This window comes from Streptomyces sp. NPDC046985 (genome assembly GCF_040644415.1).
Lineage (GTDB): Bacteria > Actinomycetota > Actinomycetes > Streptomycetales > Streptomycetaceae > Streptomyces.
Window position 1 is genome coordinate 245,524 of sequence record NZ_JBEYWK010000008.1, and the last position, 17,413, is coordinate 262,936.

Annotated in this window: 16 protein-coding genes; 6 read left to right on the forward strand and 10 right to left on the reverse strand. The window is 71.5% G+C overall.

What is annotated here, in order from left to right:
* Positions 1 to 9: 9 nt before the first annotated feature.
* From ccsB to hemL, 7 genes are all read right to left on the reverse strand, one after another.
* Positions 10 to 1,110: a c-type cytochrome biogenesis protein CcsB gene (gene ccsB / locus ABZ861_RS13315; RefSeq protein ID WP_361628446.1), complete on the reverse strand. Its 1,101-nt coding sequence runs from the start codon at positions 1,108 to 1,110 to the stop codon at positions 10 to 12.
* Positions 1,107 to 2,975 carry a cytochrome c biogenesis protein ResB gene (locus tag ABZ861_RS13320; RefSeq protein ID WP_361628449.1) on the reverse strand — a complete coding sequence of 623 codons (1,869 nt, stop codon included), beginning with the start codon at positions 2,973 to 2,975 and terminating at the stop codon, positions 1,107 to 1,109. Before ABZ861_RS13320 ends, ccsB begins: the two co-directional genes overlap by 4 nt.
* Before the next feature lie 3 nt (positions 2,976 to 2,978).
* On the reverse strand, positions 2,979 to 3,740 hold the full coding sequence (locus tag ABZ861_RS13325; protein ID WP_361628672.1) for a cytochrome c biogenesis protein CcdA: 762 nt from the start codon (positions 3,738 to 3,740) through the stop codon (positions 2,979 to 2,981).
* Between the two features lie 5 nt (positions 3,741 to 3,745).
* Entirely contained in the window at positions 3,746 to 4,411 is a 666-nt protein-coding gene (locus tag ABZ861_RS13330) for a TlpA disulfide reductase family protein (protein ID WP_361628452.1), read from the reverse strand.
* 77 nt (positions 4,412 to 4,488) lie between these two features.
* The gene (locus ABZ861_RS13335) at positions 4,489 to 5,781 is read right to left on the reverse strand and encodes a hypothetical protein (protein WP_361628455.1); all 1,293 of its coding nucleotides are present in this window, start codon (positions 5,779 to 5,781) and stop codon (positions 4,489 to 4,491) included.
* A 393-nt stretch (positions 5,782 to 6,174) separates the two neighbouring features.
* Positions 6,175 to 6,915: a histidine phosphatase family protein gene (locus ABZ861_RS13340; protein ID WP_361628458.1), complete on the reverse strand. Its 741-nt coding sequence runs from the start codon at positions 6,913 to 6,915 to the stop codon at positions 6,175 to 6,177.
* Positions 6,912 to 8,228 (reverse strand): glutamate-1-semialdehyde 2,1-aminomutase, encoded by a 1,317-nt coding sequence (gene hemL, locus ABZ861_RS13345; protein WP_361628461.1) that lies wholly within the window; start codon positions 8,226 to 8,228, stop codon positions 6,912 to 6,914. Before hemL ends, ABZ861_RS13340 begins: the two co-directional genes overlap by 4 nt.
* Before the next feature lie 750 nt (positions 8,229 to 8,978).
* Between hemL and ABZ861_RS13350 the strand changes: the two genes are divergently transcribed.
* Positions 8,979 to 9,596: a hypothetical protein gene (locus ABZ861_RS13350; protein WP_361628464.1), complete on the forward strand. Its 618-nt coding sequence runs from the start codon at positions 8,979 to 8,981 to the stop codon at positions 9,594 to 9,596.
* 95 nt (positions 9,597 to 9,691) lie between these two features.
* Here ABZ861_RS13350 and ABZ861_RS13355 read toward each other — a convergent pair whose 3' ends face one another.
* On the reverse strand, positions 9,692 to 10,864 hold the full coding sequence (locus ABZ861_RS13355) for a serine hydrolase domain-containing protein (RefSeq protein WP_361628467.1): 1,173 nt from the start codon (positions 10,862 to 10,864) through the stop codon (positions 9,692 to 9,694).
* 102 nt (positions 10,865 to 10,966) lie between these two features.
* Positions 10,967 to 12,310: a transcriptional regulator gene (locus tag ABZ861_RS13360; RefSeq protein ID WP_361628470.1), complete on the reverse strand. Its 1,344-nt coding sequence runs from the start codon at positions 12,308 to 12,310 to the stop codon at positions 10,967 to 10,969.
* 253 nt (positions 12,311 to 12,563) lie between these two features.
* Here ABZ861_RS13360 and ABZ861_RS13365 point away from each other — a divergent pair, with 253 nt between their 5' ends.
* From ABZ861_RS13365 to ABZ861_RS13380, 4 genes are all read left to right on the forward strand, one after another.
* Complete coding sequence (locus ABZ861_RS13365) at positions 12,564 to 13,055, forward strand: ATP-binding protein (protein ID WP_361628473.1); 492 nt, start codon at positions 12,564 to 12,566, stop codon at positions 13,053 to 13,055.
* A gap of 339 nt (positions 13,056 to 13,394) precedes the next feature.
* On the forward strand, positions 13,395 to 13,562 hold the full coding sequence (locus ABZ861_RS13370; protein WP_361628476.1) for a hypothetical protein: 168 nt from the start codon (positions 13,395 to 13,397) through the stop codon (positions 13,560 to 13,562).
* 86 nt (positions 13,563 to 13,648) lie between these two features.
* A complete protein-coding gene (locus ABZ861_RS13375; protein WP_361628479.1) occupies positions 13,649 to 14,869 on the forward strand; it encodes a cupin domain-containing protein in 1,221 nt (406 codons plus the stop codon).
* Complete coding sequence (locus ABZ861_RS13380; protein ID WP_361628482.1) at positions 14,779 to 15,636, forward strand: aldo/keto reductase; 858 nt, start codon at positions 14,779 to 14,781, stop codon at positions 15,634 to 15,636. Before ABZ861_RS13375 ends, ABZ861_RS13380 begins: the two co-directional genes overlap by 91 nt.
* On the opposite strand, the gene ABZ861_RS13385 is transcribed toward ABZ861_RS13380, so the two are convergent.
* Positions 15,624 to 16,481: a hypothetical protein gene (locus ABZ861_RS13385; protein ID WP_361628485.1), complete on the reverse strand. Its 858-nt coding sequence runs from the start codon at positions 16,479 to 16,481 to the stop codon at positions 15,624 to 15,626. The genes ABZ861_RS13380 and ABZ861_RS13385 overlap by 13 nt on opposite strands.
* 259 nt (positions 16,482 to 16,740) lie before the next feature.
* On the opposite strand from ABZ861_RS13385, the gene ABZ861_RS13390 reads away from it, so the two are divergent.
* Positions 16,741 to 17,067, forward strand: a complete 327-nt coding sequence (locus ABZ861_RS13390) for a hypothetical protein (RefSeq protein WP_361628488.1) — start codon at positions 16,741 to 16,743, stop codon at positions 17,065 to 17,067.
* The last annotated feature ends 346 nt before the right edge of the window (positions 17,068 to 17,413 follow it).

Consider the following 17,413-nt stretch of genomic DNA (forward strand, 5'->3'; position numbering starts at 1 on the left):
GTCACAGCGTCAGACGCCCGCGTACGAGTGCTTGCCGCTCACGAAGATGTTCACGCCGTAGTAGTTGAAGAGGAAGCACGCGAAGGCGATGAGCGCGATGTACGCGGCCTTGCGGCCCTTCCAGCCAGCCGTGGAGCGGGCGTGCAGGTAGCAGGCGTAGCCGACCCAGGTGATGAACGCCCACGTCTCCTTGGGGTCCCAGCCCCAGTAGCGGCCCCAGGCCGACTCGGCCCAGATGGCGCCCGCGATGATCGTGAACGTCCACAGCGGGAAGACCGCCGCGTTGACCCGGTAGGCGAACTTGTCCAGCGTCGCCGAGGCGGGCAGCCGCTCCAGGACGGAGGTCGCGAAGGCGCCGGGCCTGCCGCCGCCGGCCAGCTTGTTCTCGTAGGAGTCCTTGAACAGGTACAGCAGCGTGGCGACCGCGCCGACGTACAGCACCGCGCCGCAGAAGATCGCGGTGGAGACGTGGATGTACAGCCAGTACGAGTGCAGCGCCGGGACGAGCTGGTCGCTCGCCGTGTAGAGCACGGTGACGGCGAGGCCGAGGTCGAGCAGGACCGTGGTGGTCAGGAACAGGCCGAGCCAGCGCACGTTCTTCCGCAGAGCCAGCAGCCCGAGGAACACGCCGACCGCGACCGTGGAGAAGGTGATGTTGAACTCGTACATGTTGCCCCACGGCGCCCGCTGCACCGAGGCCGCGCGGGCGACCACTCCGGCCAGCTCGACGACGAAGGCGAGCGCGGTGAGGGAGACCGCGATCCGCCCGTACAGGTCGCCCTGCTCGTCGCCGCCGTGCGCGCCGGGCCCGTCGGGCACGTCCCGCTTCCCGGCCGCGGACCGGACGACGACCTCGGGCCGCTCCAGCACGGCGGCGCCCCCGGCGGAGCGCACCGACACCGCCGGGGCCCGCTTCTCGGCCGGGGCCTGCGCGGCGGTCAGCGCGGCGGCGGTGCGGGCCACCTTGCTGCGGCTGCCGAACAGCCACTCGGCGATGTAGGCGAAGAAGGCGAGGCCGTAGACGGCCATCGAGGAGTAGATCAGCGTGTTGCTGGTGTGCGCGAGATGCTCGTTGGCCGCCGAGGCAAGCGCGGTCGCTGCGGGAGTCACTTCTTCTCAGCCCCTTCGGAGGGTGCGGGGGTGTCGGCGTCCGGCTCCGGGGCGGGGTCGGCGTCTTGGCGGGCGGGTGCCGTGTCGTGCACCAGGGAGACCAGGTCGCCGATCTCCTCGGGGAGCTTGGCGGACTCGCTGCGGCCGAGGCCGGCGATCTCCACGGTCGTGGCGCCGTCGGCGCCGGGCACGGCGCGCACCCAGACCCGGCGGCGCTGGATGAACAGCGAGCCGGCCAGACCGGCGAGCGCGCCGAGCGCGCCGGCCAGGGCCCAGTCCGTGCCGGGCTGCTGCACGACCTGGAAGCCGGCCCACTCCTTGACGTCCTTGTCGAAGGTGACCGACCCGGCGCCGTTCGGCAGCTTCATCGTCTCACCGGGCAGCAGACGCGCCTTGAGGATGTCGCCCCGGGCGTCCTTGAACGGCTTCAGGGCCGGGTCCTTGGTGTCGAGCTGGTACACGTTCTGCGGCAGGCCGCTGTCGACGCCGAGGTCGCCGTGGTAGCCGCCCAGCGCCAGGACGGGGAAGTCCAGCGCGGGGAACTGGGAGAACATCGTGCCCTTCCCGGCGCCCGCGAAGGTGGGCACGAAGAACGCGGAGAAGCCGAGCTGCTCCTCCTTGCCCTGGGGGTCGCGGTAGCCGTCGAAGACCTTGATCGCGCCCTGCGAGGTCTCGTCGGCGTCCAGCGGCAGCATCGGCACGGCCTGGTGCAGCACCACGCGGCCCTTGCCGTCGCGGACCGTGACGGTGGGCGCGTAGCCGTGGCTGACCAGGTAGACCTTCGCGTCGCCGATCTCCAGCGGGTGGTTGACCCGGATGACCTTGCGGGTGGCCTTGCCGTCGGCGCCGAGGCTGTAGTCGACGGCCGCCTCGAAGGTGCGCGCGGTGCCCTTGTTGGGGCCGTTGCGCTCGTAGGTGGCGGTGAACTTCTTCAGGTCGAAGCTGAACGGCACCAGGTCGTCGTCGTCGAAGAGGTTGCCGGACTTGAAGTCGTCGTACTGGGTGAGCGTGTTGGCGAACCCGTCGCCCTCGACGATCAGCTTGTCGCCCTCGGTCTTGAACAACTGGCCCCAGGCGAAGGCGACCAGCATCACGATCAGCGCGATGTGGAAGAGCAGGTTGCCGGCCTCGCGCAGATAGCCCTTCTCGGCGGCGACCGCGTCGCCGGCGACGTGAGCGCGGAAGCGGCGGCGGCGCAGCGCCTTCAGCGCGGCCTCGCGGACCTCCTCCGGGGAGGCGGCGGTGCGCCAGGTCGCGTAGGCGGGCAGCCGGGACAGCCGCTTGGGGGCGCCCGGCGGGCGGCTGCGCAACTGGCCGGTGAACTGCCAGGTGCGCGGCACGATGCAGCCGATGAGGGAGACGAACAGCAGGATGTAGATCGCGGAGAACCACACCGAGCTGTAGACGTGGAACAGCCCGAGCTCGTCGTAGAGCGGCGCGAGCGTCGTGTGCGCCTGCCGGAACGCCTCGACCTTCAGCGCGGCGGTCCCGTTCTGCGGGATCAGCGAGCCCGGGATGGCGCCGAGGGAGAGCAGGAACAGCAGCAGCAGCGCGACCCGCATGGAGGTGAGCTGCCGCCAGAACCAGCGCGCCCAGCCGACGGTCTCGCGCCCGGTCCAGGCCAGCCAGCCGGTCAGGCCCGGGGCGCGGACGCCGCCGAAGGAGCCCGGGACGGCCGTCTCGACGGGGGCGGTGGAGAGCTGGGATCCGGCCGCTCCCAGGTCGTCGTCGCCGTCGGGCGCGGGGGCTGCGGGCGCCCTCTCGTCGGCGTCGGGCGCGAGGGCGGCCGCCCTCTCCTCGTCGCCGGACGCGGCGGCGGCCGCCGCCCTCTCGTCGGCGGTCGCGTCGCTTGTCGTCTTGCTCATGGTTCAGATCCCCACAGTGAAGCCGGTGGACCAGGTCTGCATCTGCTGCACCAGACGGTCCCAGACGCCGGTCAGCAGCAGCACACCGGTCACCGCCATCATGGCCCCGCCCAGGCGCATCACCCAGACGTAGTGGCGCTTGACCCAGCCGAACGCGCCCAGGGCCTTGCGGAAGGCGACGGCGGTGAGCACGAACGGGATGCCGAGCCCGGCGCAGTAGGCGACGGTCAGCAGGGCGCCGCGCCCGGCGCTCGCCTGGTCGGAGGAGAGCGCCACCACGGAGGCCAGCGTAGGGCCGATGCACGGGGTCCAGCCGACCCCGAACAGCGCGCCGAGCACGGGCGCGCCGACCAGGCCGGCCGCCGGACGCCTGTGCAGGCGGAACTCCCGCTGCGTCAGCCACGGCAGCATGCCCGAGAAGAACAGGCCCATGAGGATCATGAGCACGCCCAGCACCTTGGACAGGGTCCCCTTGTAGTCCTGGAGGGTCTGCCCGAAGAACCCGAACAGCGCGCCGCCGGAGACGAACACCACGGTGAAGCCGAGCACGAACAGGGCGGCGCCGGCCGCCATCCGCCCCCGCCGGGCCTCCGCCAGGTCGGTGCCGGTGACCCCGGTCACGTAGGACAGGTAGCCGGGGACCAGGGGCAGCACGCACGGGGAGAAGAAGGAGACGAGCCCGCCGAGCAGGGCGACGGGCAGCGCGAGCAGCAGGGCGCCGCTGAACACCGTCCGGTTGGGGTCAGAGGCCGCGGCCAGGAGCACGGCGGTCACTTCTCCGCGACGACCGGGTCGAGCATCTTGCGCAGCTTCTCCTCGCTGAGCCCCTGGAGGGCGCGCGCCGCGATCTTCCCGTTCCGGTCCAGGACGATCGTGGTCGGGATGAGCTGCGGGTTGAGGGTGCCCCGCTTGAACCGGAGCATCAGCTTGCCGGTCGGGTCGTACAGGCTCGGGTACGGCACCCCGAAGCTCTGCTCGAAGGCGGTGGCCGGCTGGGTGCTGGTGTCGCGGGTGTTGACGCCGACGAACCGCACGCCCTCGGCGGCGGTGTCCTCAGCGACCTTGACCAGGTTGGGCGCCTCGGCCCGGCAGGGCGCGCACCAGGAGCCCCAGACGTTGAGCACCACGACCTTGCCCTTGTAGGAGGCGAGGTCGAGCTGCTTGCCGTCGATGGTCTTGCCGGACAGGTCGGGCGCGGGCTTGCGGTCGCCCTGGGGCACGGTCGCGATGCCGTCGGAGCCGGTGATGAAGTTGGTGTCGCCCGAGCCGCCGGAGGTGCCGCCGGAGCCGCACGCGGACAGGGCGAGCGCCGCGACGGCCGTCCCGGCGGCGAGCAGGGCGGCGCGGCCGCGCACGCACGCGGGGCGCGTGCGCTGCGTTCGGGACGTGCGGTACGCCCGCATCGAGCTGCGGGGGGCGCGGCTGACGGCACTCATGTGAAAAGTTTCGCATGCCGTGCCCGGGGCTCACGCCCACCCCCCTCTCGGGCGGAAAACCGCATTTCAGGCTGCCTTCAGGCCGCCGTCGGACTCGACGTCGGGCTCGACGGCGGGGCGCTCTTCATGAACGCGTTCCAGCCGCCCGCCGGCCGCTGCCCGACGTCCAGGGTGCGCAGCTTGGCCAGCACCTCGGGCTTCTGCACGTCGATCCAGTCGACGAACTGCCGGAAGGAGACCAGCCGCACGTCCGCGCCCTTCTCCTTCTCGGCGGCGATGTGCTTGAACGCCTCCTCGACGGAGTCCATGTAGATGCCGCCGTTCCAGTGCTCGAAGTGGTTGCCCACGAAGAACGGCGCCCGGTTCGTCTCGTACGCCCGCTGGAAGCCCTGGATGTACGCCTGCGCGGACTGCTTGCGCCAGGCCGGGTAGTGGTAGGCGGGCGCCTTGGTGGAGTTCACCGACTGGTTGGCGAGCATGTTGTAGTCCATCGAGAGGACCTCGAAGCTGCGGCCGGGGAACGGCACCTGCTGAAGCGGCAGGTCCCACACGCCCATCCGCTTCACCGGCCAGGTCTGGCGGCCGCCGGGCGAGGAGGCGTCGTAGCGCCAGCCCAGGGCGCGCGCGGTGGGCAGCAGGTTGTCCTGGCCGAGCAGGCAGGGCGTACGGCCGCCGACGAGTTCCTTCTCGTAGTCGAAGGGCAGCGCGGGCAGGTCGTGCCAGCCGGTGTTGGTCTTCCACTCCTTGACGAAGGACTTCGCCTGGTCGATCTCGCTGCGCCACTGCTGCGGCGTCCAGTGCGCGACCGTGCCGGAGCCGGTGCAGAAGTGGCCGTTGAAGTGGGTGCCTATCTCGTGGCCGTCCAGCCAGGCGCGGTGGACGTTGGCGAGCGTGGCCTTGACGTGCTCGTCGGTCAGGTAGCCGATGTCGGAGGCGCCGATCCGGTTGTTCGGCGGGGCGTAGCGGCGCTTCTTGTCCTCCGGGAGCAGGTAGAGCCCGGATAGGAAGAAGGTCATGTGCGCGTCATGCTGCTTGGCCAGGTCGAGGAAGCGCGGGAACAGGCCGTTGCCGACCTCGCCGGCCCCGTCCCAGGAGAAGACGACGAACTGCGGCGGGGTCTCCCCCGGCGCCAGCGGGGTGGGCGCGGCAGGCTGGTGCGGCTGCTTGCCGGTGAACGACGTCGAGCCGTCCCCGATCAACTGGGCCGCGGGCGACGCGGAATGGCCGTGCGCACCGGCCCCGGCGCCGCTGGGGGCGCCGGCGCGGTCCGCGCCGTCCGCCGCCGTGTGGTGGCCGCAGGCCGCGAGCCCGGCGGCCGCCGCCGCGCCCGCGCCGAAGCCGAGTGCTCCCCTCCGGGAGAAGGTGCGCATGATGTCCCCGATCGGTCGCGCCCTCTGATGTGGTCACCCACTGAGAGGCCGCGAGAGACGGAAAGGTTGCGCTGGCCCTGACAAGCTTCACAACAATGTTGTCGAAACTGTCCGTTTTCGGAAGAAGACTCACCTGGACTTCACATCTCGTCCACCTGGGGCGGCGGGACGGCGCCGTTCTCGGGGACGGGCGGGGGCGTCTGGGCCCGTGCCCCGTACGGGGGGCGCCGGGCCCGTACGGGGGGCCCGTACGGGGGGGCCGGGCCCGTACGTGGGGGGGGAACGCCGGGCCCGTACGGGTCGGACGGGCGGTCCGAGCGGCCCGTACGGGGGGACGGGCGGTCCGAGCCGGACGCGGGGACGGCCGGGACCGTCCCCGCGAGCGGCTGGGGGCTACGCCCCGAACGCCTTCCCCTGCGGGCCAGCGCCCTTCTTCCCCTTGACCGGCTTCGCGCCCGCGAGGAGGTGGGCCGGGACCAGGTCGCGGGCGGGCTCGGTGTAGCCCACGGAGACGATCCGGTCGCCCCGGTAGGTGAACGTGGTCAGCGAGGCGAGCGTGCACTGCCGCTGACGCGGGTCGTGCCACAGCCGCCGCCGCTCGGCGTAGGAGCGCACGACCCAGATCGGGAGCTGGTGGCTGACGAGCACCGCCTCGTGCCCGCGGGCCCGGTCCTTCGCCGCGTCCAGCGCGGCCGTCATCCGCGCGGCCTGGTCGGCGTACGGCTCGCCCCAGGACGGCTTGAACGGGTTGAGCACGTGCTTCCAGTTCGCCGGCCGGCGCAGCGCGCCGTCGCCGACGCCGAAGGTCTTGCCCTGGAAGACGTTGTCCGCCTCGATCAGCCGGTCGTCGACCCCGATGTCGAGCCCGTGCGCCTTGGCGATCGGCGTCGCCGTCTCCTGCGCTCGCTCCAGCGGCGAGGCGGCGACGTAGGTCACGTCGCGGGAGGCGAGGTGCTCGGCGACCCGCTCCGCCATCTGCCGCCCCAGCGCGGACAGGTGGTAGCCGGGCAGCCGCCCGTAGAGGACCCCGTCGGGGTTCTCCACCTCGCCGTGCCGCATCAGGTGGACGATGGTGACGTCCTCGCCGGCGTCGCCGGCGCCGATGCCGTTGGCGTCGTTGGCGTCGTTGCTCATGCCGTGGCCTCCGCAGCCGCCCGCGCCGCCGCCGGGAGGGCGTCGGCGATCCGCTGGAGGGCCTGGTCGTCGTGGGCGGTGGAGACGAACCAGGACTCGAAGGAGGACGGCGGCAGGTAGACGCCGCCCGCCAGCATCGCGTGGAAGAAGGCGGTGAAGCGGAACGACTCCTGCGCCTTGGCGCCGTCGTAGTCGCGCACCGGACGGTCGGTGAAGAACACCGAGAACATGTTGGAGGCGTTCTGCACGGTGTGCGCGACGCCCTCCTTGGTGAGCGCCCCGGAGACCAGCGCCTGGATCTGCTGCGAGACGGCGTCCACCGTGGCGTAGGCGGCCTCGTCGAGCAGCCGGAGCTGGGCGAGCCCGGCGGCGGTGGCGACCGGGTTCCCGGAGAGGGTGCCGGCCTGGTAGACGGGCCCGGCCGGGGCCAGGTGCGCCATCACGTCGGCGCGGCCGCCGAACGCCGCCGCGGGGAAGCCGCCGCCCATCACCTTGCCGAAGGTCATCAGGTCGGGCTCGACCCCGTCGACGCCGTACCAGCCGGCGCGGCTGGTGCGGAAGCCGGTCATGACCTCGTCGGAGACGTACAGCGCGCCGTTCTCCCGGCACAGGTCCTTCAGCCCCTGGTTGAACCCGGGCAGCGGCGGCACGACGCCCATGTTGCCGGGCGACGCCTCGGTGATCACGCACGCGATCTCGTCCGGGTGTGCGGCGAAGGCGGCCCGTACGGCGTCGAGGTCGTTGTAGGGGAGCACGATCGTGTCGGCCGCCTGGGCGCCGGTGACGCCGGGGGTGTCGGGCAGCGCGAACGTGGCGAGGCCGGAACCGGCCGCGGCGAGCAGCGAGTCGACGTGCCCGTGGTAGCAGCCGGCGAACTTGATCACCTTGCCGCGCCGGGTGAAGCCGCGGGCCAGCCGGATCGCGGACATCGTGGCCTCGGTGCCGCTGGAGACGAGCCGGACCTGCTGGAGGGGCGCGACGCGCGCCGTCATCTCCTCGGCGAGCGCGACCTCGCCCTCGCCGGGCGTGCCGAAGGAGGTGCCCCGCGCGACCGCCTCCTGCACGGCGGCGATCACCTCGGGCCGGCCGTGCCCGAGGATCATCGGCCCCCAGGAGCACACGAGGTCGACGTACTCCCGGCCGTCGGCGTCCGTCAGGTACGGGCCGCTGCCGGACACCATGAACCGGGGCGTGCCGCCGACGGCGCGGAAGGCGCGCACCGGCGAGTTCACGCCGCCGGGCGTGACGGCCGCCGCACGGTCGAACAGCGCCTGCGAGAGGGGGGCTTCGTAGGGGTAGGGCAGTTCGCTCATGACCTGCGGCTTCTCCGATTTCTCGGGGGTGTCGGGGTTCTCGGGGGTTCTAGGGGTTCTTCGGGGTGTCGGGGGTTCTTAGGGGCTGTCAGGGGTGGCGGGGTTGCTGGGGTTCTCTGGGTTGTCGGCGTCCCCGGGGTGTAGGGGTTCCCGGGGCTGTCGGGGTTCTCGCGATTCTCGCGGGTGTCGGGGTACTGGCGATTCTGGCGATTCTCGCGGGCGTGGGGGTTCTCACGATTGCTCGGCGGTCTGGGCGTGCTGGGGTCTCAGCGTCCGTCGCGTTCGTCGAGGTCGCGTGACCCGGTGGGCGGCGTCCTGTTCAGGGTAGGCCAGGGCGGTCGCGGTCCCGGAGGCAGCGCCCCGCCCGGCGGAGCACGCGGCCGGAGCGTCGGCGGGCCGGGGTGCGGCGGATCCGGCCCGCCGGGAATGCGAGCGGCCGGGAATGCGGGCGGCCGGCGTTCTGGTTGCCGGGGCGGGGGGCGGTGCGGGCGGCCGGAGGCCGATGTTCCAAGATCAGCAGGCGTGAAGAAGCGGATTCGTCGCCGCCTATCTGAGAAACTGGGCTCCCCGTACGTATGGAGAGTGGACGGCACGGACGTTCGTGTCGAGGGCCGGGAAGATCCTCTGGGATCCCGCGGGCCGTATGTTTCAGCGCACGTTTCGGCGTGCGGCCGTGGGGGAGGTCACTGACACGATGATCGGGTTGCGTGGCGGTGGCCGCACGTCCTAGAAAAGCAGTCGGGTGGAGATATGCATCGCGGTGGCGGACTGGGCGAGGGGACTGATGACCTCGGTCCTCGGCGTGCCCGTCGGGGAAGACACCGGCGCGACGCGGAGCAGGCGACCGGAGCGCACCGGGCGCCGGGTGAGCCCGAGCGGCACGACCGCCGGGTCGACCGCCTCCGGGCGGGAAGCGGGAATGGTGGTCGGGTGGGGGTGACGTACAAGTACTTCGGCGCACCGGACGGCGCGACCGCGGCCCGCGTCCCGATCTCGATGCGCCCCGAAGAGCTGGGCGGCGACGAGCTGGGCATGAACGGCATGTTCACCAAGATCAAGCCGGAGACGATGGCCGCGATGGTGCTGACCGGCATCGAAGGCGTCCCCCTGCACAAGGTGCCGCCCCTGGAACTGGTCGTCCTGCACCCGGACTACGCCGTCGTCAAGCTCCCCATGACCGTCGTCGACCCCCTGCGCGACATCGGCGAGGAAGCGGTCGGCGCGGCCGCCTTCATCTGGTCCACCGTCCCCGACCGCGGCGGCCCGGGAGACGCGTTCAACGTGTACCGGCTGCTGCACGAGTGGCAGGACTTCAGCCACCGGCTGCACGAGGCGGGACATCAGCCGTATTGCCTGGTGTGGCCCTGAGCTGGTTTTCATGCGGTTTGGGCGGGGCTTTCGGGCTCCGCCCTCGTCATGTGCGGGGAGAGGCCGTGACCGGTCGGTCTCCGGTGGCTCTCCCCCTATGCGAGCGACTTGCGCACCGCGCCCACCAGCGCATCCGCACGCGCGTCGTCAGCCCCTCCGACAATGTGGTTCATCGCATAGCCGAAGGCAACGCCGTACTCAGGGTCTGCGAAGGCGAGCGATCCCCCGCGCCCGGTGTGGCCGAAAGAGCTCGGGCCGATCATCGGGGTGGACTCGGTGGGCAGCATGTATCCGGAGCCGAACCGGCTCGGGATCAGCATCACCTGGTCCTTCCCGCCGGCCTGCTCCGCAGTGGCCGCCGCCACGGTCTCCGGGGTGAGCAGGCGCACGCCGTTCACCTCGCCGATCAGTGCGGCGTACATCCGTGCGAGCGCGTGCGCGGTGCCGATGCCGTTGGAGGACGGGAGCTCGGCGGCCTGTACCTCCGGTGAGTCGAAGTCGATCTCGGCCGGTTCGGTGACCGCGAAGGCTCGGTTGCTGAGTGAGTCCGGGTCGCGCCAGGCGCCGACCTGTTCGCGCAGTCCCTCGGGGACGGAGTCGGCGGGGACGGCGGTGAGGTCGACGGACGGGCGCTGGTACGCCATGCGGCTGACTCGGGCGCGTTCTGCCTCGGGCAGGCCGATGAAGAAGTCCAGCCCGAGGGGCGCCGCGATCTCGTCGGCGAAGAAGCGGCCCGGTGAGCGGCCGGAGGCCCGTCGGACCACCTCGCCGACCAGCCAGCCCCATGTCCGACCGTGGTATCCGTGCGCTGTTCCCGGGGTCCACTGGGGGCGTTGGGCGGCCAGTGCCGCCGTCATGGGATGCCAGGCCAGCGCCTCTTCAAGAGGTACGGGCTGGTCCAGTGCGACCAGACCGGCCTGGTGGGACAGAAGCCAGCGCACCGGGATGTCCGCCTTGCCGTTCACGGCGAACTCGGGCCAGTGCTCGGCCACCGGGGCGTCCAGGTCCAGCAGGCCGCGCTCGGCCAGCAGGTGCGCGGCGGTCGCGGTCGCGCCCTTGGTCGCCGAGTAGACCAGTTGCAGCGTGTCGCGTGTCCACGGGCGACCGGTCTCGGGGTCGGCGACGCCACCCCACAGGTCCACCACCGGCCGACCGTGCCGGTACACGCACACGGCCGCGCCGAGGTCACCGCGCCGGGCGAAGTTCGCCGCGAACGCCTCGCGCACCGGCTCGAACCCGGGCCCCACCTCACCGTGGATCGTCGTCATGCCGTTCATCCTGGCAAACGGCCGGGATGAACGGCATGACTGGGCAGGCTGACTTCGCCGCCCATCCTGCGGCGCTCAGACGGCAGTCGGCTCCTGCGGCGCTCAGACGGCAGTCGGCAGTTCGTGCAGACGCTCGCGGAACTCGCGTACGGAGGGGACGGACTTGTGCGGTCCGAGCCGCGCGGAGAACTCCTTGAGACGGTCGAGGGCTCGCACGGAGCTGACGCTGTCCTCCAGCAGCTCGGCGCCGTGGTGGGCGGCGTCCAGGGCTCCCTCCAGGTCGCCGCCGGTGAGTCTCGCTTCCGCCAGGCGGCTGGAGCGTACGGCCTTGTCCCGTGGCGCCGCGCCCGTCACGGAGGTCTCCAGGGAGCTCGTCGCGCGTTCCACCTGGCCGGCGCGCAGCAGGACCTTGCCCTCGGTCGACCTCAGTTGTGCTTCGCCGAACCAGTCGAGCCAGTCAGGCGTCTCCTCGGCCGCTCCGCGCTCCCATAGCGACGTGGCGTGGTGGAGTGCTGTGCCGGCGGCGCGGTGGTCGCCGTCGCGGGAGGACGCCTCGGCCTTGTGCAGATACAGAAAGCACTGGGTGGCGGGGGACAGCGTCCGTGGTGCGTTGTCGATGGCGGTGGTGATGAGGGCGACCCGGTCGGCGGTGCGTCCCGCTTCGGAGACGTGCATGCCCATCTCCGCGAGGACGAAGGCTCCGAAGGCGTCGTCACCGGCGGTGCGGGCGCTGCGCAGGGCGCCGATGCAGTAGCGCTGGCCCGCGGAGCGCAGTCCGGCGTCGTACGCCATCCAGCCGGTCAGGTGTGTGACGCGGGCGGCGAGCGCGTACAGCCTGAGCCGGACTCTGTCGGTGTAGCGGCCGCCGCCGAGGAGGCCGGTGACCACGGCAAGGTCACCTCGTGCCTGGTCCAGCAGACGAGCGCCGCCGAGTTGGTCGTCGAGGGTGCGGAGGGTGCTGACGCGCTGCTCGACCGTGGCGACCATCGTGTCGGTGACCCGGTCGCCGTTGAGGGCCGCGGCGACTGCGGAGGGTGCGTCCACCCAGCTCGCCGCGAGACCCGTCAGGGCGGAGCCGGTGATGGTGAGAAAGCCACGACGATCCATGCGACCACTCCCCACGAGATCGGACAACGCCTCGACGGTGCCGGCCTCGGTCCAGGGAGCGGTGAGCCCCGTGACCTCCCAGACGGGGAGCCAGCGAGGCCATCCTTGCGCTCTAGCCCGTTCGTAGGGCACGCGCAGCAGATCGGCGAGGACGCGCTGGGCGTCCGTGTCCGGTTCCTGGCCCTGTTCCCACTTCCACACGGTCGTACGGTTCGTCGTCAGCGGGATGCCGAGCGACGTTCCGTGCTTCTGCATGATGCGGGCGAACTCGGCCTTCCCCCAGCCGTGCGTCTGGAGGAGGAAGCTCAACGGATGAGCTGCTAATGACTCACTGGGCATGTCATCCCCCCGTCATCCCCTCAAGGCTTAGTGGTGAGGCTACTTGTCGTATTCGGCTTCGAGGAGAGCGTCGTCTCCAGGAGAAACCCCCTGGAAACGTTCCGGCTTGCGGACAGGAGCCGTTGACTCGGTATCAGCCGCTGACGGTTGGCCCGTAGGGGGGCCGCTCTCGGAACGGCTTCTCAGATCGGCGGTTCCGTTTCCTCGCCCCGTCGGAGTGGAGCCGCCCCCCCTTTCCTCGGAGGCGTTTGCCATGCCCACGCTCATCCATCGAATCGTTCTCGCGGGTACGGAGAGCGAAGTGCCCTTGGCCCGGCGCGACATCGTCGAAAGGGTGCGCGCCTGGGGCGTGCCGTTGGACGAGGAAACGGTCGACGCCATCCGTCTCGTCGCCTCGGAACTCATCGCCAACGCCGTGATCCACGGGGCCGGGCCGATCACCGTGGCGCTGTACCACTCGACGGGGCGTCTCGTGATCGACGTTCTGGACGGCAGCACGGCTGCTCCACGGGCGGCCAACGGCGGAGCCGACGCCGAGAGCGGGCGCGGCCTGTCACTGGTCGGTCTCCTCGCGTTGTCCTGGGCCTGGGAGCCCACCGACCGCGGGAAGCGTGTATGGGCTGAACTCGCGCTTCCCGCACCGCTGTCCGTCGCTCGTGTCGGCGTCCCGCGTGACTTGCCCACCACACGGGCGGGAGGCCGGACGGGCGCCGGGCCCGAGTTCTTCACGCCGGCCGCCGCGTGACCGGGCGGCACGCGGTCCGGCCGGGTTCGGCCTCTTGGTCGCGATGTCGTCTACAGGCCCAGCCGTCGTGACGTGGATCCGGTCACAGGCGACCCTGAACCGGCGGCCGGGGCGCTGTGGGACCGGCGCGAACGGCAACCGGCATCCGGCAGGACGCGGCCGTTCCGCCGCTGACCGGCCACGCGGCATGGCGGTAAGCGGCAGGCGGTCCCGGCGCCTCGGCTTCACGCCGCCCGATTACCGCCGTCCCACGGAATTCCGACTCTTTCCCGGCCGTGGGACGGCCATGACCTCCCGCCGGATCCCCCGGCGGGAAACCCGATGAGGAAGGAGCACGAGGTGGAAGAGCGAACGACGCCGCCTCCGGCCCGCACGGGCCTCCTGGTGGCGGTGGAGGAGCTGACCGCCGTCCACGATCGGTACGACGGTCTCCGGTCCGACAACTCCGGCAGTTCCGGCGACGCGCCGTGGCCCGGCGGCGACGGCAACCTGCACGACGGCGCATAGCGCCAGGCGGCCGGGGTCGGCACGACGTGTCGTGTCGGCCCCGGCCGTGTCCGCATCACGTGGTCGAACCCATGGAGGACACGGGGATGGAACATCGGTTGATCAGCGCGATCGAGACGGCACTCGGTTGGAGCGGGGCGGATGAGCTGGGCAGGCGCTTCGCACGGGGAAGCATCGGAGACGCCGAACTCGTCTCCCGCCTCCTGACCCCGAACCGCCTGCTCGACATCGCCATGCGCAGGAGTCTGAACCGCCCGCAGATCCGGTGCTTCCAGCAGGGCGAGGAGGTGCACCCGGCCGTCTACTTCACGGACAGCGTCAGCCCCCGGGGGCAGAGCATCCCCATGGTCGACATGCGCAGCCTCGGCAGGCTGCTCGGCGAAGGCGCGACGCTCATCCTCGACCAGGCCAACGTCTTCGACCCGACCATGGAGGTGGCCTGCCGGGCGTTGCAGTGGTGGTCTCACGAGCGGGTGCAGGTCAACGCCTACCTGACTACGAACGACGCCGCCGGCTTCCCCTTGCACTGGGACGACCACGACGTGCTCATCGTGCAGGTCGTGGGGGAGAAGGACTGGGAGGTGCGTTCCACCTCCCGAGCGGTTCCCATGTATCGGGACTCCGACCCCAACGCCACCCCGAGCGACGAGGTCGTCTGGTCCGGCGCCCTCCGGACCGGCGACGTCATGCACATCCCCCGCGGACACTGGCACCAGGCGACGCGGACCGGCAGCGGAACCGGGAAGAGCCTCCACGTCACCTTCGGCATCACCAAGCGGACCGGAGCGAGCTGGTTCGCATGGCTCGCCGACTGGTGCCGCGAGCAGGAGATATTCCGACACGACCTCGACCGCCGACACGGCCCCGACGACATGGCGCTGATGGAGGCCGCCAGCGCACTGCTCGCCGAACGCTCCCCGGCCGACTTCCTCGCCGCGTACCAGCGGGAGACGACGTTGCCCCGGCACGTGCCGTTCCTCGACGTCCTCGGGTCGCTCGACGCCGTGGTGTGCACCACACACTTCCCTCCCCGGATCGAGGAGAACGGCGGGACTGTCGACGTCGTGGCCTCGGGAAAGAGGATCACCCTCGCCGCCGGGGCCCTGCCCGCGCTGCGTCTGCTGCTGAGCGGCGAGCCGGTCGCGCTGGAGCGGGCTGTCGCCGCGGCCGGCGCCGACGTGGCGGAGGTCGCCGAGATCCTGGTGAAGGAGGAGCTGTGCGCGGTGCTGACCCCCGAATTGTCCTCGGGCTACACCGGTCTCGTCACGAGCGCCGCCTCCTGGCAGGAGCGCTGGACCTCGGCGTGACCGCACTCGACACCAGCACCAACTACCTGGGATTCCACTCCCACCAGATGCTGGCACGGACCGCCGGAGACCTGCTGCCCGCGTTCGCGGTCTCCACCAAGGTCGGCTACTTCCAGAGACCGGGCGGTACGCAGCACTCCCTCGACCCCGTGCGACTGCGCGCGGCCGTGGAACAGACGGTCAAAGACCTCGGCCGGGAGCCGGACCTGGTGTTCCTGCACAACCCGGAGCACTCCCTGAACAGGGCCGGCTCGAACCAACGGGACGTGCTGGCGGGCGCGTGCACCGCTCTGGACGACGCCGCGGCGGCAGGTGTGTGCGCCGCGTGGGGCGTCGCGTCATGGAACCCGGCGCCGTTGCCCCACTTGATCGACCCGACCGTACCGACACCGTCCGTCCTCATGGTCCGCGCCGGCCTGCTCGTCGGCACGAGGACCCTGGAGAGCGCGGAGGCCCTCACCAGGGCATGGGCTCTGGAGCACGATCAGGTCTGGGGAATGAGCCCCTTCGGGGGCGCCGGCAGCGATGCGGTGTGGTCCCGGTTCGACCCACGGGTCTTCCTCCGGGACGGTCGCCGGTTCTCCCGCGCCCAGGCGGCCTTCCGTGCCGCGTACCGCCTGCCCAGGGTCGACACCGTCGCCGTGGGCACCGACGATCCGGCCCACTTGCGGGAACTCGTCGGTGCTCTGGCGGGCGAGGTCGACGACAGGACGGTCCAGGAGTACCGGCGTCTCCTCAAGGAGGGCCCGCGTGCTCAGCCAGCCTGAAGTTCCTCGACGACCTGATCCGCCATGTGCTGCGCGGGCTCCCGCCGAGGGTCCTGCGGGTGGGCGTGCGGCCCGAGGATCTTCGAGCACACGAACAGCGTCATCAGCTTGCCGTCCCTGCTGTCGAAGTCGTGGCGACGCTCCTGTCGCACGCGGTCGGCGAGGGCGGGGACGGCGAGCGAGGCGGCCCAGAGGGAGGCGGAGTCCAGTCCCCGCGGCGCGTTGCCCCAGTCCTCCCAGTCGAAGAGGCTGTACACCGGCCCCGTCACGTTCGCCCAGTTCAGATCGGCGTGGGCCGGCGCCCAGCGACGGACGGTCGCATCGAAGCCGTCGGAGAAGACGCCTCGGATCGACGTGGTGACCAGATCCTGCGTGATGGTTTCGGTGTCGGGGGTGGCGACTCTCCCGGTCTCGTGCCCGGCCAGCGCGTCCAGGGATGCGTTCAGCCCGCTCCACCACTCCTCGGGAAGGCCCGGAGGATCGCTCAGGACGGCACTTCCCAGGGGTGCGGCCGGCAGAAGGCTTGTTTCGTCGGCCCGCCACATCACCGGACCGTCCTCGTCCTGCCAGACGACACACTGCCGCCACGCCGGCATGGCGACGCCCTTCAGCCGGGCAGCGGCTTCCGTGCCGTTCCACCCTTGATCGGTGATCTTGGCGAGCGAGCGCCGCTCGATCCGCACCCAGGTGGCACGATCCGTACGAGCCCCCACGGACCGTCGCTTGCGCACCACCGTGTCCCCTAGGAAACGCGTGCGGAGAGAGCGTGCGACGCGCTCCAGCACCTCGTCGACCGGCTGCACCCGTAGATCAACGTCCTGAACGGCGGAGAACGAGAGGGCCATGGGCGAGACCGTAGCAGCGGGGTGGTGTGAAGCGGCCCGGCACCGGAAACCGGCGGTGCCCCGTCTGGCCTGTTCGTCACGCCCCCTGGTCGGCTTCGCCTACGGCGCCCCGCGCGCGCCATGTCCCCGGCGGGTGTGCGCTTCCGCTTCCACCGGCGCGAGCGGAGGCACACCGTACTGTGCGGAGGCACTGCGTAATGTGGGGAGGCACTACGTACTGTAGGGTCCGGCTCGCCAACCAACAGCTTCCGGGGGACCCATGCAGCAAGCGCGTTGTCCGGCGCCGGACGGCGAGGAGGCGGTGGGCCGGCTCGGGCCGACCGTCGCGCTGCTCGCCGTGAGCCTCGCGGTCGCGGCCGTCGGGGTGTACGAGCTGTGCGGGTTCGGGTTGCACAGCCTGGACAGGCGGCCTCACCTGTTCGGCGACGGCTTCGCGACGGCGGGCGTGATCGTCGCCGCGGTCGCAGCCGGTGCGGCGGTCGGCAACCTCGCCTGGCTGCTGACCGCGTCCCGCAGACGCGCGGCCGACGCGGCGCGCGGCGGCGGCGAAGCCCCCGCCGAGGGCGACGTCCCCCGTCCGGCCTAGTGCCGTGGCTGAAAAGGCGTGCCGGACAGCGCGTGGCGTCCGGTGCTCAGCCGCGCGAGGCGCCGCGCCGGGCTTCGCTAGCCGGTGAACCTCGCCGATGCTTTCCGGGCCTTTCCGGTAATTTCCGGTCCCTTACGGGCATCTTCGGCGCCTTACGGACCTTTACGGTCCTCTCCGGCTCCTTACGGTCCCTTTCTCGCCCTCCCGGTCCTTTCCGGTCACCGCACTCGGGTGGCGTAACCCGTCCCGCGCGCGGCGGGGCCGCCCGAGCCCCGGTCGGGGCCGCTCCGTCTCCGCCGGGAGCGGCGGCGATCCCGCACCCATACCCGGCGGGTAAGCAGCCGTA